The sequence below is a fragment of the Wolbachia endosymbiont (group A) of Melitta haemorrhoidalis genome, from assembly GCF_964273365.1.
Classification (GTDB): Bacteria; Pseudomonadota; Alphaproteobacteria; order Rickettsiales; family Anaplasmataceae; genus Wolbachia; species Wolbachia pipientis.
Genome location: NZ_OZ187004.1, coordinates 1,174,669 through 1,199,643, shown reverse-complemented (window position 1 = coordinate 1,199,643; position 24,975 = coordinate 1,174,669). Strand labels below are relative to the sequence as shown.

General features: G+C 34.8%; 32 protein-coding genes and 1 pseudogene. 21 read left to right on the top strand and 12 right to left on the bottom strand.

The genetic code is table 11. The features are described from left to right. Positions 1-166 precede the first annotated feature (166 nt). Positions 167-1,042: a protein translocase subunit SecF gene (gene secF, locus ACICPZ_RS06125; RefSeq protein WP_010082185.1), complete on the top strand. Its 876-nt coding sequence runs from the start codon at positions 167-169 to the stop codon at positions 1,040-1,042. A gap of 6 nt (positions 1,043-1,048) precedes the next feature. On the opposite strand, the gene ACICPZ_RS06120 is transcribed toward secF, so the two are convergent. Further along, positions 1,049-1,564: a TIGR02281 family clan AA aspartic protease gene (locus ACICPZ_RS06120; protein WP_006279648.1), complete on the bottom strand. Its 516-nt coding sequence runs from the start codon at positions 1,562-1,564 to the stop codon at positions 1,049-1,051. 134 nt (positions 1,565-1,698) lie between these two features. Here ACICPZ_RS06120 and yidC point away from each other — a divergent pair, with 134 nt between their 5' ends. From yidC to nusB, 3 genes are read left to right on the top strand one after another with little or no spacing between them, the layout of a single operon-like run. Continuing rightward, positions 1,699-3,408 (top strand): membrane protein insertase YidC, encoded by a 1,710-nt coding sequence (gene yidC, locus ACICPZ_RS06115; RefSeq protein WP_095742636.1) that lies wholly within the window; start codon positions 1,699-1,701, stop codon positions 3,406-3,408. Continuing rightward, the gene (locus ACICPZ_RS06110) at positions 3,386-3,814 is read left to right on the top strand and encodes a 6,7-dimethyl-8-ribityllumazine synthase (RefSeq protein ID WP_006279647.1); all 429 of its coding nucleotides are present in this window, start codon (positions 3,386-3,388) and stop codon (positions 3,812-3,814) included. Before yidC ends, ACICPZ_RS06110 begins: the two co-directional genes overlap by 23 nt. Further along, entirely contained in the window at positions 3,814-4,296 is a 483-nt protein-coding gene (gene nusB, locus ACICPZ_RS06105) for a transcription antitermination factor NusB (RefSeq protein ID WP_007549265.1), read from the top strand. The genes ACICPZ_RS06110 and nusB overlap by 1 nt, the downstream gene beginning before the upstream one ends. A gap of 3 nt (positions 4,297-4,299) precedes the next feature. Here the strand turns inward: nusB and ACICPZ_RS06100 are convergent, their stop codons facing one another. Further along, positions 4,300-4,434, bottom strand: coding sequence for a hypothetical protein (locus tag ACICPZ_RS06100; protein ID WP_256433050.1), 135 nt, complete (start codon positions 4,432-4,434; stop codon positions 4,300-4,302). A 34-nt stretch (positions 4,435-4,468) separates the two neighbouring features. Between ACICPZ_RS06100 and ACICPZ_RS06095 the strand changes: the two genes are divergently transcribed. Further along, a complete protein-coding gene (locus ACICPZ_RS06095; RefSeq protein WP_264329805.1) occupies positions 4,469-5,425 on the top strand; it encodes an IS5 family transposase in 957 nt (318 codons plus the stop codon). Positions 5,426-5,457: 32 nt separating this feature from the next. After that, positions 5,458-5,625 (top strand): hypothetical protein, encoded by a 168-nt coding sequence (locus ACICPZ_RS06090; RefSeq protein ID WP_167471207.1) that lies wholly within the window; start codon positions 5,458-5,460, stop codon positions 5,623-5,625. Positions 5,626-5,746: 121 nt separating this feature from the next. On the opposite strand, the gene ACICPZ_RS06085 is transcribed toward ACICPZ_RS06090, so the two are convergent. The 4 genes from ACICPZ_RS06085 to yihA all read right to left on the bottom strand — a co-directional run bounded on the left by ACICPZ_RS06085 (position 5,747) and on the right by yihA (position 8,849). Then, on the bottom strand, positions 5,747-6,400 hold the full coding sequence (locus tag ACICPZ_RS06085; RefSeq protein ID WP_182282568.1) for a hypothetical protein: 654 nt from the start codon (positions 6,398-6,400) through the stop codon (positions 5,747-5,749). 63 nt (positions 6,401-6,463) lie between these two features. Continuing rightward, entirely contained in the window at positions 6,464-6,925 is a 462-nt protein-coding gene (gene dut, locus ACICPZ_RS06080; RefSeq protein WP_006279458.1) for a dUTP diphosphatase, read from the bottom strand. A gap of 414 nt (positions 6,926-7,339) precedes the next feature. Next, positions 7,340-8,251, bottom strand: coding sequence for an acetylglutamate kinase (gene argB, locus ACICPZ_RS06075; RefSeq protein ID WP_209473400.1), 912 nt, complete (start codon positions 8,249-8,251; stop codon positions 7,340-7,342). 4 nt (positions 8,252-8,255) lie between these two features. Next, complete coding sequence (gene yihA, locus ACICPZ_RS06070; RefSeq protein WP_264373849.1) at positions 8,256-8,849, bottom strand: ribosome biogenesis GTP-binding protein YihA/YsxC; 594 nt, start codon at positions 8,847-8,849, stop codon at positions 8,256-8,258. Positions 8,850-8,947: 98 nt separating this feature from the next. On the opposite strand from yihA, the gene prfA reads away from it, so the two are divergent. Beyond that, entirely contained in the window at positions 8,948-10,027 is a 1,080-nt protein-coding gene (gene prfA, locus ACICPZ_RS06065) for a peptide chain release factor 1 (protein ID WP_007548640.1), read from the top strand. Positions 10,028-10,054: 27 nt separating this feature from the next. Here the strand turns inward: prfA and ACICPZ_RS06060 are convergent, their stop codons facing one another. Further along, positions 10,055-11,218, bottom strand: a complete 1,164-nt coding sequence (locus tag ACICPZ_RS06060; protein WP_264373848.1) for a multidrug effflux MFS transporter — start codon at positions 11,216-11,218, stop codon at positions 10,055-10,057. 463 nt (positions 11,219-11,681) lie between these two features. Here ACICPZ_RS06060 and ACICPZ_RS06055 point away from each other — a divergent pair, with 463 nt between their 5' ends. From ACICPZ_RS06055 to ACICPZ_RS06025, 7 genes and pseudogenes are all read left to right on the top strand, one after another. Then, positions 11,682-12,611, top strand: coding sequence for an AEC family transporter (locus ACICPZ_RS06055; protein ID WP_006279391.1), 930 nt, complete (start codon positions 11,682-11,684; stop codon positions 12,609-12,611). Between the two features lie 209 nt (positions 12,612-12,820). Beyond that, entirely contained in the window at positions 12,821-12,955 is a 135-nt protein-coding gene (locus tag ACICPZ_RS06050; protein ID WP_007548354.1) for an IS3 family transposase, read from the top strand. After that, positions 12,952-13,086, top strand: coding sequence for a hypothetical protein (locus ACICPZ_RS06045; RefSeq protein ID WP_007548353.1), 135 nt, complete (start codon positions 12,952-12,954; stop codon positions 13,084-13,086). The genes ACICPZ_RS06050 and ACICPZ_RS06045 overlap by 4 nt, the downstream gene beginning before the upstream one ends. A 445-nt stretch (positions 13,087-13,531) precedes the next feature. Then, positions 13,532-13,717 carry a DDE-type integrase/transposase/recombinase gene (locus ACICPZ_RS06040; protein ID WP_338062968.1) on the top strand — a complete coding sequence of 62 codons (186 nt, stop codon included), beginning with the start codon at positions 13,532-13,534 and terminating at the stop codon, positions 13,715-13,717. 256 nt (positions 13,718-13,973) lie between these two features. Beyond that, positions 13,974-15,305 (top strand): DNA recombination protein RmuC, encoded by a 1,332-nt coding sequence (gene rmuC / locus ACICPZ_RS06035; protein ID WP_151807714.1) that lies wholly within the window; start codon positions 13,974-13,976, stop codon positions 15,303-15,305. Between the two features lie 84 nt (positions 15,306-15,389). Beyond that, positions 15,390-15,584 (top strand): annotated as a pseudogene (locus ACICPZ_RS06030) (IS256 family transposase); the annotation flags it as partial. 589 nt (positions 15,585-16,173) lie between these two features. Next, positions 16,174-16,317 carry a hypothetical protein gene (locus tag ACICPZ_RS06025; RefSeq protein ID WP_153296793.1) on the top strand — a complete coding sequence of 48 codons (144 nt, stop codon included), beginning with the start codon at positions 16,174-16,176 and terminating at the stop codon, positions 16,315-16,317. A 27-nt stretch (positions 16,318-16,344) separates the two neighbouring features. Here the strand turns inward: ACICPZ_RS06025 and ACICPZ_RS06020 are convergent, their stop codons facing one another. Continuing rightward, complete coding sequence (locus tag ACICPZ_RS06020) at positions 16,345-17,517, bottom strand: NADH-quinone oxidoreductase subunit D (protein ID WP_010962676.1); 1,173 nt, start codon at positions 17,515-17,517, stop codon at positions 16,345-16,347. 275 nt (positions 17,518-17,792) lie between these two features. Between ACICPZ_RS06020 and ACICPZ_RS06015 the strand changes: the two genes are divergently transcribed. From ACICPZ_RS06015 to folD, 5 genes are all read left to right on the top strand, one after another. Next, positions 17,793-18,971: an aspartate aminotransferase family protein gene (locus ACICPZ_RS06015; protein ID WP_264373847.1), complete on the top strand. Its 1,179-nt coding sequence runs from the start codon at positions 17,793-17,795 to the stop codon at positions 18,969-18,971. Positions 18,972-19,059: 88 nt separating this feature from the next. Next, complete coding sequence (locus ACICPZ_RS06010; RefSeq protein WP_010962674.1) at positions 19,060-20,343, top strand: HlyC/CorC family transporter; 1,284 nt, start codon at positions 19,060-19,062, stop codon at positions 20,341-20,343. A gap of 13 nt (positions 20,344-20,356) precedes the next feature. Then, the gene (locus ACICPZ_RS06005; RefSeq protein WP_010082293.1) at positions 20,357-20,623 is read left to right on the top strand and encodes a DUF2312 domain-containing protein; all 267 of its coding nucleotides are present in this window, start codon (positions 20,357-20,359) and stop codon (positions 20,621-20,623) included. Further along, positions 20,616-21,191: a UbiX family flavin prenyltransferase gene (locus tag ACICPZ_RS06000; RefSeq protein WP_010082294.1), complete on the top strand. Its 576-nt coding sequence runs from the start codon at positions 20,616-20,618 to the stop codon at positions 21,189-21,191. Before ACICPZ_RS06005 ends, ACICPZ_RS06000 begins: the two co-directional genes overlap by 8 nt. After that, entirely contained in the window at positions 21,175-22,053 is an 879-nt protein-coding gene (gene folD / locus ACICPZ_RS05995; protein WP_209472766.1) for a bifunctional methylenetetrahydrofolate dehydrogenase/methenyltetrahydrofolate cyclohydrolase FolD, read from the top strand. Before ACICPZ_RS06000 ends, folD begins: the two co-directional genes overlap by 17 nt. A gap of 523 nt (positions 22,054-22,576) precedes the next feature. Here folD and ACICPZ_RS05990 read toward each other — a convergent pair. The 4 genes from ACICPZ_RS05990 to ACICPZ_RS05975 form a co-directional block, all read right to left on the bottom strand. After that, positions 22,577-22,741: an IS3 family transposase gene (locus ACICPZ_RS05990; protein ID WP_264373845.1), complete on the bottom strand. Its 165-nt coding sequence runs from the start codon at positions 22,739-22,741 to the stop codon at positions 22,577-22,579. Next, the gene (locus tag ACICPZ_RS05985) at positions 22,731-22,943 is read right to left on the bottom strand and encodes a DDE-type integrase/transposase/recombinase (protein WP_264329769.1); all 213 of its coding nucleotides are present in this window, start codon (positions 22,941-22,943) and stop codon (positions 22,731-22,733) included. Before ACICPZ_RS05985 ends, ACICPZ_RS05990 begins: the two co-directional genes overlap by 11 nt. Further along, positions 22,876-23,262, bottom strand: a complete 387-nt coding sequence (locus tag ACICPZ_RS05980; protein ID WP_264329863.1) for an IS3 family transposase — start codon at positions 23,260-23,262, stop codon at positions 22,876-22,878. The genes ACICPZ_RS05985 and ACICPZ_RS05980 overlap by 68 nt, the downstream gene beginning before the upstream one ends. A 126-nt stretch (positions 23,263-23,388) precedes the next feature. Next, positions 23,389-23,652, bottom strand: a complete 264-nt coding sequence (locus tag ACICPZ_RS05975) for a transposase (RefSeq protein WP_010082296.1) — start codon at positions 23,650-23,652, stop codon at positions 23,389-23,391. A gap of 270 nt (positions 23,653-23,922) precedes the next feature. On the opposite strand from ACICPZ_RS05975, the gene ACICPZ_RS05970 reads away from it, so the two are divergent. Both ACICPZ_RS05970 and fsa read left to right on the top strand, forming a co-directional pair. Beyond that, complete coding sequence (locus tag ACICPZ_RS05970; RefSeq protein ID WP_213862869.1) at positions 23,923-24,264, top strand: hypothetical protein; 342 nt, start codon at positions 23,923-23,925, stop codon at positions 24,262-24,264. A gap of 39 nt (positions 24,265-24,303) precedes the next feature. Next, positions 24,304-24,945, top strand: coding sequence for a fructose-6-phosphate aldolase (fsa, locus tag ACICPZ_RS05965; protein WP_007552982.1), 642 nt, complete (start codon positions 24,304-24,306; stop codon positions 24,943-24,945). Positions 24,946-24,975 lie beyond the last annotated feature (30 nt).

Genomic DNA, 24,975 nt, shown 5'->3' with positions numbered 1-24,975 from the left:
GTATTTCGCTTTTGTAATGTACTTCAAAATGGTAGTATGCAAGCTAGATAGAACTTAATTGACAGACAAGAATTAACTGATGGAAAAATTGACATAATCAAACAATCACAGAATAAACTAGTGAATTTTTTGAAAAGTATATAAAATTCAAGTTTAAGTAAATAGCATGGCACTTAGACTCATTCCAGACAACCTCGATATCAAGTTTAGTAAATATAGGGATTTGACTGCATTAATTAGCATTATTCTTATCATCTTTTCAATATTCACTGTTGTGCTGCGTGGAGTGAACTTAGGCATAGACTTTGCAGGCGGAATTTTGATAGAGATAAAATCTTCAGATGAGAATCACTCTATTCTCGATGCATTAAAAGAAAATGGTTTTACAGTGCAGAGTTCAAAAGCGGGTGATAATTTAGTCATGCGTTTTAAAGATGAAGGAGATGAAGATAAAATCAAAAAGATAAAAAGCATACTAGAAGAAAAGCTGGGGAGCTCAATAAGCTATCGTAAAATAGACTATGTTGGCCCACAAATAAGCTCAACACAAATATTTGAAGGAATGTTATCCATGTTGATCGCGATTGTTGGAATATTTTTTTACGTTTGGTTTAGATTTAATTGGCAATGTGGATTCAGTGGAATAACAGCACTGATTCATGACGTGATTTTAACTGTTGGTTTTATTAGCCTAACTGGCATTGAGTTTAATATTTCATCAGTTGCAGCTCTCCTTACTGTCATTGGTTATTCAATCAATAACTCAGTAATTATATATGATCGGATTCGAGAGTATCGCAGGAGTGGTAAAAGTGGGCGGATGAGTGAGGTAGTAGATGCAAGTATCAACGCTACATTATTTCGCACTATATTAACTTCTGGTACAACCCTTCTTGCTGCTCTTCCTTTGGTATTAATCTGCACAGATGCAGTGAGAGACTTCAGCTTGATCATTTTTTTTGGTATTTTGATTGGCACTTGTTCTGCAATATTTATTTCTGCTCCTATATTGACCTACAGAGCTTTGATAAGTAGATTGTAGAAGTGTTTAGTCGCGGTATAATATCAACTTATTATCTCTTATAGTGAAATGAAAATACCTTAAAAAGCTCATTCCAAGTAGTGAATGAGACATAGAATGAGTGTTAACGCTTGCCTGTACATCATTAATCAAAAAATTTCCTATTTTAACTTGAGGTATTTGAACCACTCCAGCTTTTATTTGACCTTTCGCAGTTTCATATATTTTAAAATCCTGAACATTTTGTAAGTTAATACCAACATGTAATGCGTCTTTTTGTGATAGAACAATATCGGTTGCTCCAGTATCAAGCAAAAACGTTATATTGCGATCATTGACTTGAGCCTGAATATAAAAGTGTCCATCATATGACTTCGTAAATTCAATACTTCCACTATTCTGACCGCTATTTTGAATTCTTCCTTTATATGGTAAAAAAGTACTGAGAAATCTGTCGCTTAGTTTGTCCCTTTGTGAATCAATAAGCATTGCAGTAGTGGCTATTATTAGCAACCAAATAACTAGATTTTTCACCGCGTTCATATTGTTAAAATTTGAAGCTATTAAAATAAATTTTAAAGATCAGCGTTAAAAGTTATTATTAAAAATAAGTAAATTTCATTGTTTTAGTACAATATTTAGTATACACTTTAAGAAGATATGTTTGATTTAATTTCATGTCAGAAGCAAAAAGTTTAATTTTGGCAGCTATCCTTTCCATGTTAATCATGGTGTCTTGGCGTATTATTTATGATAATTTTTTTAGTACAAACCAAAACCAGCCATTGATTGAAAATATTGAACATATCGAATCTTTTAACGACCTTGCTCCTATAATATACCAAAATCGTTCTGAAATTATTAATTCTACTCGAGAACAGAGGGTTAGTTTAACCAATAACATGATTAAAGGATCAATTTCTCTGAAAGGTGCAAGGTTTGATGACTTAATTTTAACTAATTACCACTTAGAACCGAGTTCTTCTTCTCCACAAGTGGTGTTACTGTCACCTGCAGAATCAAAAGATGTATATTTTGCAGAATTTGGGTGGCTCGATCCGAGTAACAAGATTAAAGTTCCAGATTCTAAAGCAGTCTGGCGAGCAGATAAACTTAATCAAAAAGAGGTCAATTTATCTTGGGACAATGAGAATGGCATTTTATTTAGAATGAAAATTAACCTCGACGATAATTACATGTTTAAAGTTGAGCAAGTTGTTGAAAATAATACAAAGGATAATGTAGTTTTGGTTCCTTATGGTAAAATTAACCGTAAACGTGACAATATCAACGAATCTTATTGGATATCCCATGAAGGAGTACTGGGTGCATTTGATAATAAACTAGAGGAGTGGACATATAAGGATATTTCCAAAAAACATTTAATAAAAGCAAGCACGAGTGAAAAAAATTGGTTTGGTTTTGCTGATAAATACTGGCTCACAGCCATCATACCTGAAAAATCTGATAAAATAAATGTAAGCATTAAACACACAAACGTTAATAATACTGATAAATTCCAAGTAGATTTTGTCAAACCTTACAAGAGCATACTTCCTGGTGCAAGCGTTTCTAATGTGAATTATTTTTTTGCTGGAGCAAAAAAGTTGAATTTACTGGATTCTTATAAGGACACTCTCAATATACCCCTGTTTGATAAAGCTGTAGATTTTGGTGTTCTTTACTTTATAACTAAACCAGTGTTTTTACTGCTTGAATATTTTAACTTCGTTTTAAAAAATTTTGGCTTAGCAATATTATTGCTGACTTTAGTAATCAAACTTTTGATGCTTTCCTTATTTAATAGATCATATATTTCGATGTTTAAGGTAAAAAGCCTGCAGCCTGAATTAACTCGTATAAAAGAGTTGTATAAAAATGACAGCTTAAAGCAGCATAAAGAGACAATTGCATTGTTTAAGAGAAACAACGTAAATCCAATGTCGAGCATTTTTCCCATGCTAATACAAATACCGGTATTTTTTGCTCTATATAAAGTATTATTTGTTACTATAGAGATGAGGCATGCTCCTTTTTTTTTATGGATTAAGGATCTTTCAGCTCCTGACCCAACGAACATCTTTACATTATTTGGGTTGTTTAATTATAACTTTCCTATTTCTATAGGCATTTTACCTATAATTTTCGGTGCCACCATGATAATTCAGCAGAAGCTAAGTGAGAAAGATCAAACCAGTAAAGATGATATTCAAGTAAATGTTATGAAGTTTTTACCTTACATTTCTGTCTTTATTTTTTCTTCTTTTCCTGCCGGCCTGGTAATATATTGGATATTTAGTAATATTATAACTCTAATTCAACAGTCATTAATAAAGTTGTTTTTAACAAAAAAAGTGGTAGTAAATGTCGAGAATACTAATAGTTAATTCGATTTATTATACTGAAATAGCGAACCTTTTGCTTGAAGGTGCAATTGATAAATTAAAAGGCAGTAATGCCAGTTACGATGTAGTTGAGGTTCCTGGTACATTTGAGATACCAGCTACAATTCTTTTTGCAGTCAAGAGTGGGCATACTAATTATGATGGTTATTTAGCTCTTGGGTGCGTAATTCGCGGTGAAACCGATCATTATCAATATGTTTGTAAAGGAGTAATTGAAGGCTTAAATGAGGTTGTTATGCATTATGCAATACCCCTTGGTATGGGTGTAATTACCGCTGACAGCAAAGATAAAGCACTAGTTAGAGCTGATAAAAACAAAAAGAACGTTGGTGGCCATGCAGCCTCAACTGTTTTGCGTATGATAGATTTACACAATAAATTAAAATAATGGAGGAAAAACCAGTAGATAAAAAGTGGCGCATAAAAAGAAGCACGGCAAGATTTCTTGCTGTACAAATTGCTTATTCAAATATTTTCGTAGGTTACAACAAAAGCACTTTTAAACTGGAAAATTGTGAGCTTAAGGACTACATAAATAAGTTGAAAGATATATTTGAATGTGAAGAATTTGAACATCAGTTCTTAGAAAACTTGTTATATAAGGTTATAAAAAGCAGTGAAGAATATGATAAAATAATAGAGTCTTATTTACACCCAAGTTGGTCCCTTTCACGGTTAAATCTTATAAGCTTATCTATTTTGCGTGTTGCAATATGTGAGTTAGCTAATTGTGATACGCCAGTTCCAGTTGTCATTAATGAATATACTAACATTGCATCTGATTTACTTGATAAACCAAGCGAAATTGGTTTTATTAATGGGTTATTGGATAAGGCAAAAGATGCAGTTAAATTAAATAAAAATCCTTAGCAATTATAGCCAGCAAGCACAAGGTGTCATCCGAGTAGCTGCTGTATGAACATTGTCTACCAGATCCCAGTGCTTGACACTGGAATGGCTTTGTTGCATAGCAACTGAAAAAATCTGGTGGCTACTGACAAAATTCATTATAAAATAGCCATTTAACCTTGAAAGAAAAAATATGCCACAAAAAATGAGGGTCAGTAACCATAGCGAATATAACAAATTTCTAGAAAAAAGAGGAAATATTTTTCATTATATCAACGAAGCCATAGAAAAGTGGTACGAGAATGGTCCAAAAATACCAGGTGGCAACAATATTTATAGCGATAAAGTTGTAATTTTGGTGCACATAATAACTTGTTTATTTAGAATAGGCCTGAGGCAAACAGTTGGGTTTATAGCAGGATACCTTGAGCAAATTGGGAAAAATTTGCAAGTTATCAGCTATTCACAATCATCAAGAAGGTTTAAGAAACTCAATATTAAGATCAATGATTGCAGAATTGATAAAAATAATATGGAAGATATCGAAATTGCTATAGACAGTACAGGAATTAGTATATACAACAACACTCCTGGTCATAGCAAAGAAAATAGCGAAGATAGAAAGTATCGCAGCTATGAACAGACAAGAAAATTGCATGTAATGTTGAATACAAACAGCAAAAAAGCCATAGCTGTAAAATACAGTAACGGTGTCTACTCTGATCACTATGGAGCTTGTGATTTGCTAAAAGAAGTCGATTTTCAGTATGTCATAAAAGTACTATATGCAGATAGGGCATGTGATAGGCACAAGTTTTATAAGTTGTGTAACGAATATGATATAAAGACAAAAATTCCACCAATAAACAATGCGGCAGAACATCCAGAAATAGATTATATGTCTGACAGGAATGCTGCTATTAGGTTAATAAAATTATACGGTGAAGATGGCATGAAAGAATGGAAAAAAGAAGTAAATTATGGGAAAAGATCTTATATTGAAGGGTTTTTCTCAAGATTAAAGCAAATATTCGGATTTAGTTTTAGGAATAAATCTGAGATAAATCGAGAAAAAGAACTGCTAATCAAATGCTATTTGCTTAATAAATTCACTGATATTGGTATGGCTAAATTTGAGATAGTTACATGAATTTACCATAAATCACCATCTCATAAAGTGTGATGCAACAAAGCCATCCCAGTGTCAGCTACTTGGATGACAAGAAAGGGAGCACTGGAATGACATTATCTGTTGTGCAATTTACCTTCAAAAATGAATGTTTGTACAGTTATGTGTCAAGCACTGGGATGACAAGAAAGGGAACACTGGAATTTTTGTTTCAGCATTAGCCATGCATCTAAACAGATACGTTGCCTTGAGAATCGCAACATCCATGCAGTTATGCGCGTAACACTAAAAATCAAAAAAAACAAAGAGGCAGACTTAATCTACCTCTTTTATTTCACTTGGCTATACTGTCTGTTGTTGAGAAGCAACTTGTTCAACAATAAGTGAGCCTAAATAAGTGTTAACCCCTTTAGCACCATCTTTGTCTAAACCTAATGTTTTATTCCACTTTGTTTCATTTACTGCCTCGAACTTACCTTCATCGTTTTTCTCTTTTAGTGAACCTATCTCGAAGAGTAAAGTATTGCCTAGCGTATTGGTAAGCTGATTAATATCAACAATAATACGGTAGTTCTTGCCTTCTAAGCTGAAGGCTATATAATGTTTACCCTTTTCTACCTTACCTTCTTCATCTTTAACTTGGTTATTCCTTGCCATTTCCTTAAATGTGTCTTTTGTTACTAGCAATGCTGTTTCTTTACCGTTTTTTCTATCGTTATTAACAACAATCTTCGGAGCTCTCAACTCAGATATTTCATTGTTTTTGCTGATAGCGTACATTGCTGAACTAACCAGTGCAACAGCAACAATTGCTAATATACCGATTCCAAGTGGTGTAGCTGCAAAAGCTGCAAGTGGAGCAAGCGTGCAAGTTGAAGACACCCAATATGGTGCTGAAAGTGCTACTGCTGCGCCTATGACATACAAAGAAGTAAGTGCAACAAGTGCAGTATTTGTTTTGTGGAATTGACCACAGTGATTTTTGAAAGTTAGCATAAACGACCTCAAATATTAATATGCTTAAATAAAAAAACTGTCATAGTCAAGCTTTTTCGTAAGCTACCTGCCGCTTGAGCCAAAGCCCCCTGCATTGCGACCGGTTTCTTCTGCGCAGAATTCTTCTCTGTCATCCCAAATTACCTGAGATACAGGAGAAATAAGGATTTGTGCGATTCTATCTCCTCTTTTTATTTCGTATGGCTGATTACTTAGATTAATTAGACAAATTTTAACTTCACCTCGATAATCAGAGTCTATAGTGCCCGGAGAATTTAAGACAGTGATTCCATGTTTTGCAGCAAGACCAGAACGTGGGCGGATTTGCCCCTCAAAACCGTTTGGTATTGCAATCACAATTCCAGTTGGAACAAGTAATCTTTCAAGTGGATTTAAAACAGCAGAATCATTCAATGCAGCATAAAGATCCATGCCAGCACTCTGCGTAGTTGCATAACATGGAAGAGACAAGTCTTCTCCGTGTGATAATCTTTTTATTTCTACTTTAATTTTACTTCTTTGCACTCCAATTTACCATCTATGAAGACTCAATTATAGCATGTAAATTGTATCTGCAAAAGTGATAAATGTAAATGATGTCATTCCAGCGCGTGACGCTAGGCCATAAAATTCCTTGACAAGTTCAGTGCTCCTTTTTTTGTCATCCCAGTGCCTCTATGATGTCATTCCAGTCTGGAATCTAGTCCTTATTATGCAGCCACTTGGTTGAAATTAAGTCTTCTGGATCCCAGTGTCTGGGCACTGGGATGACATCATAAGGGCGCTGGGATGACACCCTGACAACCGTCATCCCGCTACTTGTTAGCGGGATCTAGAGATACCGCGAATGAATCGCGGTATGACGTAGATTGTTGTCATTCCAGTGTCAGCTACTTGAATGACACCCTCTTGGTATTCGTGTAGTTGCAAGCAGTATAGCTATAAATCACTCACAATCGATATGCTTGAATTACTCTCAGTAAATAAATCAAGCATAATGTTAGGTATTCTACCATCAACTATGTGAACAACTCCAGCACATTCCTCCGCCATTTTAACGTATGCCATAAGCCTTTCAATAAATTTTTCCCCTTTAATTTTCCCACAATCAATCGATGCATTTAAATTTTTAACAGATATCTTCCTGCCACCAATTTTATCTATTTCTTCATCTGTGTCACTCAAGATTATCATTTTAGATGCAGAAACTGCGATTGCGATTGCGCTTGCAGTGCTATCGGCATCAATATGATATGTTTCCCCATCTTTTCCATGACCAATTGGTGCAATAACTGGTATAAAATCTGATTCTTCAATAAAAAATAATATATCAGGATTGATTTCAGTGGGTCTACCGATGAACCCCATGTCTAATATCTTTTCGATATTATTTGATCTATCTTCTCTAAGCGTAGCGGTTATTTTTTCGGCTTTAATTAAGTTACCATCTTTTCCACATAATCCAATAGCTGAACCACCAGCAGAATTTATATACTGAACAATTTTTTTATTAACTGAACCACACAGTGCCATTTCAATGATTTTCATAGTGTCTTTGTCTGTAAGTCTGATACCATTCACAAACTTACTGTTCATATCCAGCATTTTTAACACTGAGTTAATTTCATATTCTCCGTCATGAATTATTACCGGATTTATACCAAGCTGCTTCAACAAGACAACATTATGCACAAAAGTATTAAATAGTGTTTCATCTAAGATTATTGTACCACCGCATTTAATGACAAAAGTCTCGCCTACAAAGCTAGGTATGTTAGATAGCACTTCAAGTAATATTTCTGCTTTTTGTTCAAATGATACCTCACCCTTTAAAAATTCACTACTCTTCATTTTTTTATCTTGTAAACTTGAAAAACTCATCTCTTACCTTGGTTATTTTATGCTTAACACGGATGCTCATTTGATGAATTGACACATTCTCATTATTAATCCATTTTTGAATATCTTCTATAACAGCACCTAAGCTTTTTTGACTTACTTTATCTATTTTTGTTAGCACAATGTTAAAGTTAATGTTATTATATATTAACCAATAAATGAAGTCTTTGTCTATTTCTTTTAATCCTACCTTGCTATCTATCAACACAAACACTCTTCTTAGATTTTCTCTTTGAATTAGATAATACTCAATTAAGTTTAAATATTGTATAATTTCCTCCTTGCCTGCATGAGAGTAGCCATACCCTGGCAGGTCAACAAGCCTGAACTTATCATCGTACATAGAGTAAAAATTTATTTGTCTAGTGCATCCAGGTTTAGAGGAAACTCTGGCAGCTTTTTTGCTGTTTATCAGTAAGTTGATCAGACTGGATTTTCCTACATTTGATCTACCAGCAAACGCAATCTCTGGAGCCGATTCATCTGGTAATGATTTTATGTCCGAAGCTCCAAATATGAAATTGCAGTTTGATGTTATCTGTTTTGCCATTATATTCAACTAGAAGGTAGTAGATATATTATAGTGTTATTGCTTGATATAAGAAATTTTTTATTTCAGTATATATTACTTAGCTAGATCTGTGCTATATGGATATGGAAAATAATTTACAAGACTTAAAGAAAAAATTTAATGATATAGAGAGGAATTTGGAAAATCCTACCAATTTAAGTCAAAAAGAATTCATTACCCTTTCAAAGGAATACTCTGAGCTCAGGCCAATAATCAAGATAATTGATGAATATAACACGCTGAAAGAGGAAATTTCAGACTTAGAAGAAATAATGAAAGATGAAAACAGCGAAGGTGATATAAAAGAGTTAGCAAAAGAAGAATTTTTCGAAAAGCACAAGGTATTATTACCAAAAATAAAAGCAAAATTAAAGTTAGCATTATTGCCCAAAGATGAAGATGACTCAAGAAATGCAATATTAGAAATTAGAGCAGGTACAGGCGGAGAAGAAGCAGCATTATTTGCAGCAATGTTATTTCGTATGTATCAAAAATATGCAGAAAGAAGAAATTGGAAGTTCGAGCCAATAAGCATTTCTAATACAGGTATAGGTGGATATAAGGAAGCTTCTGCACTCATTAATGGAACAGAAGTTTTTGCAAGGTTGAAATTTGAATCAGGAGTGCACAGAGTACAGAGAGTGCCAGAAACTGAATCTTCAGGAAGGTTGCATACCTCTGCCGCTACTGTTGCGATATTACCTGAAGTAGAAGAAGTTGACTTTAAAATAGAAGAAAAAGACTTACGAATAGATGTTTATAGATCCAGTGGTCCTGGAGGGCAATCAGTGAATACAACTGACAGCGCAGTAAGGGTCACCCACTTGCCAACAGGGATAGTTGTGATACAGCAAGATGAAAAATCGCAGCATAAAAATAAAGCTAAAGCGCTCAAAGTATTGAGGGCAAGGCTATACGAAATTGAAAGACAAAAAAAAGAAATGGAAAGGTCAACAATGAGGAAAAGTCAGATTGGCTCTGGGGATCGTTCCGAGCGCATAAGAACATATAATTTTCCACAATCAAGAATAACAGACCACAGAATTAATCTAACTTCACATCGGCTAGAGCAGATTATAAAAGAAGGTGAACTAGATGAATTTATTGAGGCACTAATCTCACGTAATGAAGCAGAAAGATTGGCCGGGGAAAGTTAGCAGCCTACAATGGAATATCTTTATTAATTACATAGGATCTTTTAAACGCAATAGATAGACAGTAAAAATAAGTTCTAGTACTACCGCGGATAGAACAAGAACAGCTACACTAATTGTTTGACCATTGTAAATGTAGCTTGTTAAGCCGATAAAAATAGCCATGATAAAAGCTCTAATGAACGAGACTGCAGAAGAAGCTGTGCCTTTAATTTCAGGGAAAACATTTATTGATGCATTAAAAATCACTGGCTGGAAAATTGCACAACCGATAGAAAAAATAATCATAGACAGTGTTACTAAGTAGAAAGAGTGGGGTACAATTATACTGAATATTACAAGCAATAGAGACCCAATAGCACCCACGCTCGTACCAGAAATTACACACTTTATTGCTCCAAGTTTCTGCAAGATTTTGCCAGCAAATAGACTGATGAGTGAGAAGCACCCAACTATTGCACCTTGATGTAGTGCATAAATAGTGCTAGATAAACCAAAAGTCTTCATATACAGAAAAGGTCCACAAGTAATGAATGACATATACGCAGCAGAAAAGAGGCTTGACATCAAAGACAACGTAACAAACCTCAGATTAGATAGTAGTTTTCTGTAATCTTTCATCGTTTTTTTCAAACTGAAAATATCGCGGTTCTTTTTTGTTTCTGGTAACGCTAAAAGCAGCAAAACCCAAGAGATCAAACAAAGTATTGCAACAGTTGCATAATTACCACGCCATCCTACAATTTCATTGATGAAACTGCCTAACACTGGCGCAATTGCCATGACAACTGTAAGAACAGAATTCATGATTCCAATAAATTTCACCGCTTCGTCGCCTTTGTAGCTGTCTGCAACGATTGCAAACACAACTACAGATGTGCTAACACCAATGCCCTGAACAAAGCGAGAGATTAAAAGCCAAAAAATCGACGGTGCAAAAACACAACCAACAGCACCGATTAATAACAAAGTGTTACCTATGATCATAATTCTCCTTCTGCCATAGCATTCAGACAATGGACCAAAAAACAACCCTCCTATGCAAAAGCCTAGGAAATTATAAGCAATAGTTAATTGAATTATGCCTTCCGGTACGTTAAAATAGTGCACCATATCAGGAAAACTAGGTACGGAAATGTCAATTTCAATGAACTTGGCAATGAGAGACAGGATTAACAGAAATGGTAGTAACATTTGAGATTTTTAATTAATGAATAAAAATATCACATTTAAAGCGTTGAAAGAAAACATTTTTTACTGTTATTAAAATGGTTAGAAACACCTCATGTGAAGGAATGGTGGATAAATTGGACACTAGGGTTAATTAAAGAAAAATATGACAACTATGTTAAAGCTCTTACTCTCTGTCCTAACTTTACTTATTTCCTCTTACTTTTTCAACAGTCCGTCTAAATTACTACAAGCAGTTTAATTTTTAGTAAATATGTCATTATTCAAAAATATGCAAGAAGCTTTACAGAAACTTAACATAATTTTATCATACAAATGTCATTCTTAAGTCCTATGTAAAAACAAATTTTGGCACTAATTTAATTAACTATGAGCTGGATAAATTGGAAAATAAATTTTGTTTACTTTTACAACACCTTAAGATCTAATGTCACTTTATCAATCAAAAATATTACAATAGGCTAGTATGTTCCTTACTCTTTTTCTCAAAATATTACCTATTTATATTACAATATTTATTGGTTACTTAGCAGGAAAATATCTTAAAATTGATAGAAACACTATATCTCAAATACTTTTTTATATAGCTAATCCAATAGTGATTTTATATGGAGTCTCTCATACAGAAGTTAACTTAAAAGTAATTTCTCTGCCGATTTTGATATGGTTTATAGGTAGCACTATGTCCTTATCAGTGTATTATCTTTCTTCTTTTTTATTTAAGGATAACACAAGAAACATATTAGCATTTAGCTCGGGCAGCACAAGTATGGGTTATTTTGGCCTGCCGATTGCCATGGCTTTATTTGATGAAGATTCAGTATCTGTATATGTTGTTTGTTATATAGGAATGGCGCTATTTGAAAACAGCTTAGGATTTTACATAGCTGCAAATGGTATTTATACCGCAAAAGAATGCATATTAAAGTTGTTCAAACTTCCTTCGCTTTATGCGATGGTTCTGGGCTTCTTTTTAAGTATATACGATATACAAATACCTACTTTTTTAACAGATGTTATGATGAATATTAGAAGTACATTTGTCACATTAGGAATGGTGCTACTTGGAGTGAGCATTGCGAATATTGCAAGCTTTAAAATAGATTGGAAGCTTGCTTTGATCACTATTACAGCAAAGTACGTATTCTGGCCACTGTTTGTTTTAGGAATTGTCCTTTTAGACAAGCATGTTATAGGTATATACGATGAGAGCATATATAAAGCACTGATGTTGCTGGCTATTATTCCAGTTTCTGGGTCCAGTATAATACTTGCTAATATTTTGAATTATCAACCAGATAAAGCTACTCTGTTGCTTCTAATCAGTACTGCAGTGGGACTGTTTTATGTTCCACTAATAATATCATTATTTTTTACTAAACTTGTTCCTTTTTGATCAAAAAATTAAGCGCTTGCACAACCATTATTTGGGTAACAACACAAGACATTGATAAAACTTGAATTTATAGCTAAAGCAACTTCTACAATTTGGTAACCCGTCATCCCGCTACTAGTTAGCGCCGCGGCGGTAAATTGACCTTACCCAGAAAAAGTAGAGAGAAAGTTAAGACGTTTTTGGAGTAAAATAAAACGTTTTTTCAAAATATGACAAATAGAAGAGAATATACAGCAGAATTCAAATTAGAAGCTGTTAAGCTGGTTAAAGAAACAGGTCAAGCAAGTACAAAAATAGCAAAAGATCTAGGTATAGATGGCAGTATGTTAAGTAAGAAAATATGATGGAAAAATGTCTGGAGCATACGCATTTCCAGGCAAAGGCTCCTTATAACAAAGAAAGATTTGATCTAAAAAAAGAACTAACAAGAGAAAGAGACATCTTAAAAAAAGCCCTGGGCAAAGAAAAAGAGTAAAGTATTCTTTTATATAGAAATTGCTATAAAACACAGGAACTATGTAGGGTTTTGTACTGGTGGTATTGGTTGCTAAGGAAAAAAGCAGTAAAGAATTAGCAAAAGAAGGGCTTCTAGCAGATATTCAAAAAATAATCAAGCTTCTAAATGCAGATATGGAGCCCCTAAAATTCACGCTGAATTAAAAGCTTTAGGCAAAAATTAAAACAGTACAAAGTGTTATGCAAGAAAATGGCATTAAAGCCAAGTTTAGACGAAGGTTCAAAAATAAAAAACAGCAAATAAGCAACCGAGTTGTGGCTCCGAACACATTGGATCAAAATTTTACTACTGATCAGCCAAATAAAGTTTGGGATTACCTACATAAAAACTAAAGAAGGTTGTTGGCGGCAATAATTGACCTATATTCACGCATGGTGGTTAATGAGTAACATGATAATTAGTTATAGATTCTTTATTGATGGCCGTTGATAAACGCAAACCCGATAAAAATCTGCTGTTACATAGCGATCAAGGGTCACAGTATACCTCTCAAAATTACCAATTTCTATTGAATACAAAAAACATCATTTCCAGCATGAGCCATAAGGGCTGTTGTTACGATAACTCTGTTGCAGAAAAGTTCACTTAAAAGGGAGCTGCTTATTGATACTTCTCGCTCAACAAACCAGAACTGCCATATTTGAATACATAGAAATCTTTTATAACAAATAACGTAGACATTCTACTATTAACTATTGCATTCCTGCACAATTTATTCTCATGATAAAAACGTCTTAACTTTCTCTCTACTTTTTCTGGGTAAGGTCACCTCTTTAGGTGCTCCTTTTTTCTTTCTTATACACACAAAAATCATATAGAATTGTAAATACAGCTTTTTTATTCTGATGCTTTTCAATTCTATAGCTCTGGTTGTCTCTCTATTACTATTTTTCTACATTATCGTAAAAAAACTGAGCGAAAAGAAAGCAAACCTTGAGGGTAATTTATGTAAATTAGAGCAAGAACTTCAAGAAACAAAGCAAACTTTGCTTACGAAGAATGAAGAAATAGTTGATTTAAGGGTCAAAAAAGCAGAACTTGAAGTAACTCTGCAAAAAGAACGTGAGGAAAAGAAAAAGGAAATAGAATTACTAACAAAAGCAGAGGAGAGATTAACAAACACTTTTAAAGCGCTCTCTCTTGATGCTTTGCAAACAAATAACAATAATTTTCTGAACTTAGCAAAGGAAGTAATCGATAGTAAATTAAAAGAAACGGAAAGCGATTTCAAAAAAAGACAAGCAACGATCAACGAAGTTGTAACTCCAATAAAAGAAAAATTAGAAAAATTCGATAATGAAATACGTGAGCTAGAAAAGGAGAGGGTAGGGGCCTATGAAGGTTTAAAGGAGCAAATTGGAGCGCTGATGAACCAAACTTCCAACCTTGCTAATGCCCTGAGGAAACCTCACATTAGGGGCAAATGGGGTGAAATGCAACTCAAAAGAGTGGTAGAAATGGCAGGAATGATTGAGTATTGCGATTTTTTTACTCAGCCGTCAGTGATTGATAAAAACGAGGATAATTTATTGCGTCCTGATTTAATAATCAAAATGCCATCTGGAAAGCAAATAATAATAGATGCTAAAGTGCCGCTTGATTCTTACATGGATGCTATATCACAAAATGATTTGCAAATACAAAAGGAGAAATTAAAGAACCATTCCCTGGCAATAAAAAAACACATAAATGATTTGGGTAAAAAAGAGTATTGGAATCAATTTGAAAATACGCCAGAACTTGTGGTGCTTTTCTTAACAGGGGAGGGGGTTTTTAGCGCAGCACTGGAATATGAGCCTGCTTTGATAGAGATTGGAGTGGAAAAAAAAGTGATCATTGCAACACCGATCACTCTAATTGCGTTGCTGAGAGCAATAGCGTATGGATGGAAGCAAGAGATGATAGCTGAAAACGCAAAGAAAATCAGTGAACTAGGTCATATTTTATATGAGCGCATTTGCACAATGGGTGAAAACTTTGATAATTTGCGCAGGAGCTTAAAAAGTGCTGTTGATCATTATAATAAAACTGCTGGCTCTCTTGAAGCAAGGGTGTTTCCTGCTGCTCGAGAATTCAATAAGCTTGGTATACATGCAAAAAATAAAAGTTTAAGTGCTGCAAAGGAATTAGAGTCTTTACCACGCAGTTTACATACTGAGGAGCTGAAAGTAGATTAGGCATCTTAACAGGGAATGTTCAAAAAAGTGTGTCAAACCAAAAAAAAAGTAATAAATTGATATAAAAAAAATGGAGGTTTGACAATGAGTCAGAAAGTAGTAAACAGAACTACCGGTTTGGTAGATTACAAAGAACTGGAAGCAAATATACTGTCATCAATAAGGGAAGGCAGACCATTAACAGGAAGGGATGGAGCATTTACACCATTTATAAAAAAGCTGCTGGAGGCAAGTTTGGAAGGTGAAATAGAAAATCACTTATTAGCTGAAAGTGAAGAGAGGGTTTGGTTGGAAGAAGTGGAGTAGCGAATGGATATACAAAACGCTGGGTCTATATTCAGACTATAGAATAAGGTATTACAAACCGAAAGCATCACCAGCACAATATGTTATAAACTTTGGTAAAGAATCTGCTAGGAAAGCGTAGTGCGGATGCTGCGTTTGACGAGGCGGGAGCTGGAAACGTTAACATGGGAATTTGGATTGAGGCCTATTGTGAAAACAATGGATCAGCCACCAAACCCTAAAGTAGGCGCGCCAGTTCTTGACCCTACATATTTTTTTGAAGGTTAAATCCAGCTTAGGGTCGAGAAACTTAGATAAAGCCATAGCCAAAGTGTTTAAAAATATTAATAATTATACACACAATTATTCAACCATATTTTTGAAGATAGCTATGCCGCCGCGGTATCTCTTAGCCGCTAACAAGTAGCGGGATGACGATTGTTGGTAAATCTAAGTCAGTTTAGCTATAGGCAGCAATTTTCTGTATTTATTTTAAATTGAAGGAAGCTCAAATGAAAGATCATGTTTTGCTAAAAATCACAGAATGCAGTCTAACAGTGAACGGTTACGCTTTTGATCAAAAATGTTGTATAGTACACAATCAATTTTTCTGGATCCAAGTAGTCAAGGCACTGCCTTTGTGTTTGAGGCAAAATCGGCTATAACACTTAACATACTGCCTTTGCAAACAAATGTTCGTACAGTTATGTGTCAGCTACTTGCATGACGCCATTGCCTGAACGGGTACCAATGATTACCTATCAATCTCACCAAAAACTATATCGAGTGAGCCAATAATTGCTGCAACGTCAGCAAGCATGTGTCCTTTTGCCATAAAGTCTAAGGCTTGTAAATGCGCAAAGCCAGGTGCTCTTATTCGGCACCTATAAGGTCTATTGGTACCATCTGAAACTATATACACTCCAAACTCACCTTTTGGTGCCTCAACAACTGCGTAAGCCTCACCTTCTGGTACGTGATATCCTTCTGAATAGAGCTTAAAATGGTGAATCAGAGCTTCCATAGATTTTTTCATCTCTGCTCTTGACGGTGGAGAAATTTTTCTATCTTCAGTTTTTATTTGCCCTTCAGGCATTTTCTCTATGCACTGCTTCACCAAACTGATAGATTGCCTAATCTCTGCCATTCTAACTAGATAACGGTCATAACAGTCGCCATTTTGGCCGATCGGTATATCAAAATCTAGTTGATCATATATCTCATATGGCTGGCTTTTTCGCAAATCCCAAGCAAGCCCAGCAGCGCGCAACATTGGGCCACTAAAGCCCCAATCAAGTGCCTGTTTAATTGATATTTCACTAATTCCTACAGTGCGTTGCTTCCATATCCTATTTTCTGTTAAAAGTTCATCAACATCGTCTATATATTTTGGAAATTGCTCTATAAACTTTGCAATATCCTCAATCAAATCTTCTGGAACATCTGCTGCAATTCCACCTGGCCTGATGTAAGCTGCGTGAAACCTTGCACCTGAAGCTCTTTCGTAAAATTCCAGTATTTTTTCTCTTTCTTCAAAGAGCCATAAAAGAGGGGTCATTGCTCCAACATCAAGTGCTTGAGAAGAAACGTTCAGTAAATGATTTAGTATTCTCGTCAGTTCACAAAACAAGACACGTAAATACTTTGCCCTAATTGGCACTTCACATTGCAACAATTTCTCCACACAAAGTGAATATGCATGCTCTTGTGACATTGGTGATACGTAATCAAGGCGATCAAAATAAGGCAAAGCTTGAAGATACGTTTTATGTTCTATTAATTTTTCAGTACCGCGGTGCAAAAGCCCAATATGGGGATCTGCCCTCTCGATCACTTCACCATCCATCTCTAAAACAAGACGCAACACTCCATGTGCAGCTGGGTGCTGAGGTCCAAAATTTAACATCATTGTCTTTAGATCGGGCATGTCCAGTAGTTTAAGATATTAAAATTGTATAGGCTAAAGTGCGCTCAAAGTCAATAAACTTCTTGCATAGGCTACAACTATCATTCAATAGAAACAAAAACTTTTACAATGGCTAATAAGTGTTGGTAAAACCAAGTCACTTTAGCTATAGAATGACAAAAAAGGTTTGCATTAGCCAAATTTTTAGTTGAAGTAGCATAAGAGGTTAAAGGAAAAGCTTTGTGTTAATGGATTCATTTCAGGTATAGTATAGATAATACCACAATACTTATAAAATGGATCATGTTGTTAATGCGTATAATAGACTTGACACTCCTATAGTCAGGGGAGAAGGGGCATATCTTTTTGATAAAGATGGTAAAAAATATTTAGATTTTGCTGCAGGTATTTCTACAACTTCTTTAGGGCATTGTCATCCATACATTACAGATAAGCTGAAAGAGCAATCGAGCTCATTATGGCACTGCTCTAACATTTTCACTATTCCCGAGCAAGAAAGGCTTGCCGAGCGTTTAACAACCCTTACTTTTGCAGATAAAGTTTTTTTCTGCTCAAGTGGGCTTGAAGCAACAGAAGCTGCAATTAAGTTTATTCGTCGTTACTTTTATTCAAAAGGGCAAGCAAAACGTAATCGTATTATTACAATTGAAGGAGGCTTTCATGGCCGCAGTATTGCTGCAATTTCTGCTGGAGGCAATGAAAAATCACGCGAAGGTTTTGCTCCGCTCCTTTCTGGTTTTGATAAAGTGCCAAGAAATGACATTAAAGCATTAGAAGAAAAAATCAACAATGAAATAGCTGCTGTATTTTTAGAGCCCATACAAAGCGAAGGTGGAGTATATCCACTAGACGTAGAATATCTTCAAAAAGTAAGGGAAATAACAAAAGCTCAAGGAATAATTTTGTGCTTTGATGAAGTGCAGTGCGGATATGGACGCATCGGTTCTTTATTTCATTATCAAAATGTCGGCATTGAACCTGATATGCTAACCTGTGCGAAGGCTATGGGTAACGGTTTTCCTGTAGCTGCATGTTTAGTGAAAGATTATATAGCAGAAGCAATTACTCCAGGAACTCATGGATCAACCTATGGTGGCAATCCACTTGCCATGACTGTTGGTAATGCAGTGCTCGATATAATGCTAAAAGAAGGCTTTTTTGATCATGTTAAAAGAATTAGTAAATATTTAAAAGAAAAGCTGTTGCTTTTAGCTAAAGAATTTCCTGAGATGATTTTAGAAGTTCGTGGAGAAGGGTTACTAATGGGAATAGAACTAGCAACTCTTGTAGCTGATAAAATTATTAGTCGATCTCTTGATAAAGGTTTAATAATAACTAGGGTTTTAAACAACAAAGTAGTAAGGGTAACCCCACCACTTATCATTGAGGATGAGCATGTGAACGCAGCGTGTAGTATGCTTTATGATTTGTTTTTTAAGATTAAAGGTATATAAAATTCGGCAATATAAATTCAGGCTTGCAAATGCCTCTCATAACATGTAAAATTAATTTTATTTTTTATCACAATAACATCGTACTTTAATGGATTGGTTATTGGTCTTAGTATCATCAGCAATTTTTGTTTTGTTAGTTTTATCGTTTTTGTTCTCAGGAGCAGAAATAGGCTTAACCTCAATTAGCCGTTCTCGAGTTAATAAGCTAAAGCTAGACGGTAACAAAAAAGCCAGGGTAATAGATCGCTTATTAAATAGGAAAGAATTGACAATAGGAACGGTATTGCTCGGCAATACAATTATTAATATTACTTGCTCTGCTTTATTTACAGCAATATTTATCAATCTTTTTGGAAATGAGGGCATTCTCCTATCAACAATTATAATGACATTTTGTATTTTATTGTTCTGCGAAGTTCTACCAAAAACTTATGCTATTCAAAATCCTGAAAAATTTGCATCATTTTCTGCTTATTTTGTATTGTTTTTTGTAAAGATTTTTTCTCCATTGACACTAGGTATTCAATTTATTGTTAACCTCATCCTAAAATTATGTGGGCTGCATAAAGATAAGGAAGTGATATCTGCAGCGGATGCAATGCGTAATATGATTACTCTTCACCGCAGTGAAGGAACTATGTTGCAACAGGATTTAGATATGCTAAGCAGCATACTTGATTTGGCTGAGACAGAGATATCACAAATTATGACCCATAGAAGAAACCTATTTTCTCTTGATATAGATCGGAATAAAGAAGAGTTAATAAGAGAGATTTTAACCAGCAGTCACAGTAGAGTACCTTTATGGCAGAAGGAACCAGATAACATTGTAGGTGTAATTCACGTGAAAGCTCTAATAAATGCTTTGCGTGAAAAGAATAATAAAGCGGAAGAAGTTGACATTACCCAAGTTATGTCAAGGCCTTGGTTCATACCAGAAAGTACACCGCTCAGCGTGCAACTTCACAACTTCCGTAAGAACAGGAAACACCTTGCATTTGTTATTGATGAGTATGGAGCACTGCAGGGAATTGTAACTCTTGAGGATATACTGGAAGAAATAGTTGGAGAAATTTCGGATGAACATGATTTGATTACGGAGAATTTTATAAAGAAAATATCTGATAATATGTATCACATAGAAGGAAAATCTACTATTAGGGACATTAACAGGCAGTTATACTGGAATCTCCCTGATGAAGAAGCTACAACTCTAGCAGGTATGATTGTGAATGAAATAGAGCGCATTCCTGACGAAGGCGAGGAGTTTTCCATGTATGGTTTTCGCTTTAAGATTTTAAAAAAAGATAAAAATATTATTACTGTTGTTGAAGTGCAAGTAAAAATTGGTAATATTAGTGGCAGCAATTAATTAGTGGAGTTTCATGGAAGATACAGTAAAAATAACGGCTGAAGAGTTGAAGGGTTACATAGAGAGAATCGAAAAACTTGAACAAGAAAAGAGGGATGTGCAAGATCACATTCGTGATGTATATGCAAAAGCCGCAGATGAAGGTTGGGATATAAAAGTGATGAAACAAATTATTAGGCTGAGGAAGATGGATGATGATGACAGAGAGGAACAAGAAATATTGCTTGATACCTATAAACGTGCATTGGGAATGAGCTACGAAGAAGAGTTAAGTGAATAGCAGAATTGTAATTGGAATAAGTGGAGCATCTGGTTCTATTTACGGTGTGCGTATTTTAGAAGCGTTGAAAGACGTCGATTATGAAACTCATTTAGTGATAAGTCGTGCTGGGAAAGTAACTTTAGCTCACGAGATTAAAGAAAAACTTGAAGATATTACATCACTTGCAGATTTTTACTATTCTGAAGAAAAGATTGGAGAAAAAATAGCAAGCGGCTCATTTAAAACCTCAGGGATGATTGTAGCACCATGCTCTATGAAGACAATGTCTGAAATCGCATCAGGTGTTACTTCCAATCTATTGACAAGGGCTGCAGATGTAACGCTAAAAGAAAGAAGAAAGTTAGTTCTTATGGTGCGAGAGTCACCACTGCATCTTGGGCATTTACAAAATATGTTAAAATTAACGGAGATGGGAGCAATTATTGCTCCACCAGTGCCTGCTTTTTATATTAAACCGAAATCGTTGGATGATATTATTAATCATTCTGTTGGCAAAGTATTGGATTTATTTGATATCAAATTACCCGACTTTAAGGAGTGGCAAGGAAGTGACAATTATTATTGATGGTAAAAAAATAGCAAACGACCTATGTGAGAGGCTATCACAAAAAATTGATATTTTAAAGAGAGAGTATAACATTTTTCCTTGCCTGAAAGTAATTCTCATGGGTAGCAATCCAGCAAGTCAGGTTTATGTTCGCAACAAACAGAAAAAAGCAGAATCAATAGGCATAAGTTCTGAGACCATTGTTTTGCCTAATAATATTTTAGAAGATGAATTAATTGAAAAAATCAATGAATTAAATGAAGATCCATCTGTGCATGGCATTTTAGTGCAATTGCCTTTACCAAATCATATTAGTGCAAGCAGAGTAATTAACACAGTAAGTGTTGAAAAAGATGTAGATGGCTTTCATGATGAAAACGTTGGCAAATTAGTTAAAGGTGAAAAAAACTGCCTTATACCTTGCACTCCTAAAGGTTCTTTGCATTTAATTAAGTCAATTGAAGAGAACCTTTCCGGTAAAAACGCAGTGGTAATTGGTAGGTCAAATATCGTGGGCAAGCCAATGTTTTACCTGCTATTGCAAGAAAACTGCACTGTCACCATCTTGCATTCACAAAGCAAGGATTTAGCTGAATATTGCTCTAAAGCGGATATAGTAGTTGCAGCAGTCGGAAAGCCAAATTTTGTTCAAGCAGACTGGATAAAGAAAGGTGCAATAGTGATCGATGTTGGCATAAATAGCGTTAACGTAGGAAAGCTTGTAGGTGATGTTGACTTTGAAGGAATAAAAGGGAAAGCCAAAGCTATGACCCCAGTACCCGGGGGCGTTGGCCCAATGACCATTGCATTTCTAATGATGAACACTGTTATTGCTGCTTGCTTGCAAAAGGGAGTTGATGCTTCTGATTTCATTAGTTGAGGTATGAAGAGGAAAGCTATATGAAGATAGAATGTACCATATCACAATTAATAAAAAATTGAGATTTTTGAAATTCCTCAGTAGTCAAATTTATTAAATATTTAGGATCATCATCTATTCTTTTTTCTCTACAAGTATAGCTAAAGTGGCTTAGGTTTACCTACAATTTGAAAAACAACAAATTCGTCATTCCGCTACTCGTTAGCGGAATCTATGCTGAGATACCGCGGCGGTATGACGTAGGGAAACCTTTCTTGGGTTAGCTATAGTTAGTGGAATTGCAAAGTTTCTAGGCATAAAAAGCTTTGAACCTAATATATGAGCCAAACTTGATTTTCCAACCGTAGATACACCTGTAATAAAAATAATAGTCTTCATTTTGTGAATTTACTTGCTATATGAACTATCGGAGAAATTTTTTTATAGTTTATAGTATCTGACCTTACCCAGAAAAAGTGGAGAGAAAGTTTGGAATGTTTTTCACAAAGAGAATGATGAATCAAAATGCTCAGGAATGCAATAGTTAATAGTGACGTTGTTTGTTATAAAAAATTTCTATATATTCAAATATAGCAGTTTTGATATGCTGTTTAGAGTGCCAAGAGGTGTCTATTGGTAACTCCCTTTTTAGAGAACTGAAGAAGCTTTCCACAACAGAATTGTCGTAACAACAACCTTTATAACTCATCTATGTTTTTTATGGATAAGAGATATTGATAACCTTGCGAAGTATATTGTGAACCTTGATCACTATGTAATAGTAGATTTTTGGCAGGTTTACGCTTGTTAACGGCCATTAATAAAGAGTCCATAACCAATTGTTTATTTATTGAACTGCTCATTGACCAGCCAACTACCATGCGTGAATATAGATCGATTATTGTTGCCAAATATAGCCATCCTTCTTTGGTTTTTATATAAGTAATCCCATACTTTATTTGGTTGATCGACAATAAAGTTTTGGTCTAATATATTGGGAGCTACGACTCTACTGTCCGTTTGTTGTTTCTTAATTTTAAATTTTCTTCTCAATATAGCCTGAATACCATTTTTCTGCATAATACTTTGCACTGTTTTTAAGTTGCAACTTTTACCCAAAGCCTTCAATTCAGCATGAATTTTAGGAGCTCCATATCTACATTTAGAAACTTGATATATTTTTTGAATAGCTGCGAGTAGCTCTTTATTTGCTGATTCTCTACTGCTTATTTTTCTTGTGGTCCACTTATAGTAGCCACTAGCAGAAAATCCTACATAATTCCTGTACTTTATAGCAGTTACTATGCTCTTTTATAAAAAAATATTTTACTCTTTTTGACTGGCCAGGGCTTTTTTTTAAATGTCTCTTTCCCTTGTTACTCTTGCTAACTCTCTTTGTAAATCAAACCTCTCTTTGTCGTAAGGAGCCATGTTACCTCTACCTGGAAATGCATTTGCCGCTGACTTTTTTTCGTTATATTTCTTCATCCATTTTCCTAATACACTATCCCTTATTCCTAGATCTCTTGCTACTTTTGCAACTGGTTGACCTACCTTTCTTTGTTCATTTGCCAGCTTAACAGCTTCCAATTTGAATTCTGCCGTATATTCTCTTACCATTTCTAATCCTCCAAAATTTTATTTTACCCGAAAAAACTCCTTTCTTTCTCTCCACTTTTTCTGGGTAAGGTCAATATACCAGTGCCGAAAATAGTTGACAAAGATTGTGTATACTTATTACAATTGTTTGGGTACCAGAAGTTTTTACGGCAACAAAGTATGCACTAACTATAAGTAAGGAAGACTTTAAGCAGGCAATAAAAAAAATGAAGTAACGTTTAAAAGAGATTGAAGGAGAGAAGAAAAAGGTAAAAGGGAATACGGCAGAAAATGAATCTTATTACAAATAGCATAAAGGGCTTTTATTCTAGTGTTAAATCGGACCTAGATTGGCAAGCCAAACGTAGTCTTATTAGAACATTAGTAAAAGAAGTCAACATTGATCTTGATAAAGTAGATGTAGTATTTAAGATCAAAGAACTTGAAAACCCCGCCCAGAATGGACAAAATCAAAAGATGGTACATTGTCTAAGGGGTCTGGGCACTGGGATGACATCTTTTTTCTTGGTACAAATTACTCTTATGTCTCAATATTTGTACAGTTGTGTTATCGGCTGTTTGATGTTTACAACGCAGAAAGTTCATACGGTTGTAAGTCAAGCGGTAGGATGACAAGATTTTGCAAGGGTATTTTTTTTATAGGAGATTAATATGGAAATTTTTCTTGATAGCGTTGATTTAAATGAAATTAAAGGACTAAAGGAGTTCATTGACGGCATAACAACTAATCCTTCTTTAATAGCAAAGTCCGGGCGTAAAGATAAATACGAGGATTTAGTGCGTGAAATATGCTCTATTATAAAAGGGCCTGTTAGTGTTGAAGTTGTTGCAGATAGCCATGAAGAGATGATCACAGAAGGTCTGAATTTAGCAAAAATTGCTGATAATGTTGTGATCAAATTACCTCTTACACATGAAGGATTAATTTCTTGTAAAAAGTTATGGACAGAGCATAAAATACCTGTTAACATCACATTATGTTTTTCTCCTGGACAAGCACTGCTTGCCGCTAAGGTCGGTGCTTGTTTTATTTCCCCCTTTGTTGGTCGCCTTGATGATATAAGCTATGATGGCTTATCGCTAATAGAAGATATATGTACTATATATTCTAATTACGGTTTTGATACTAAAGTTCTTGTTGCATCAGTGAGAAGCCCAGCGCATGTAATAGAAGCTGCAAGGCTTGGTGCTGATTCAATTACTGTGCCAGCAAAAGTACTTAGACAATTAATTAATCACCCACTTACTGACCAAGGGCTAGCAATATTTGAAAAAGACTGGGGTGTAAAATAATAGACGGTTACAAATGAACATAAAAATTGG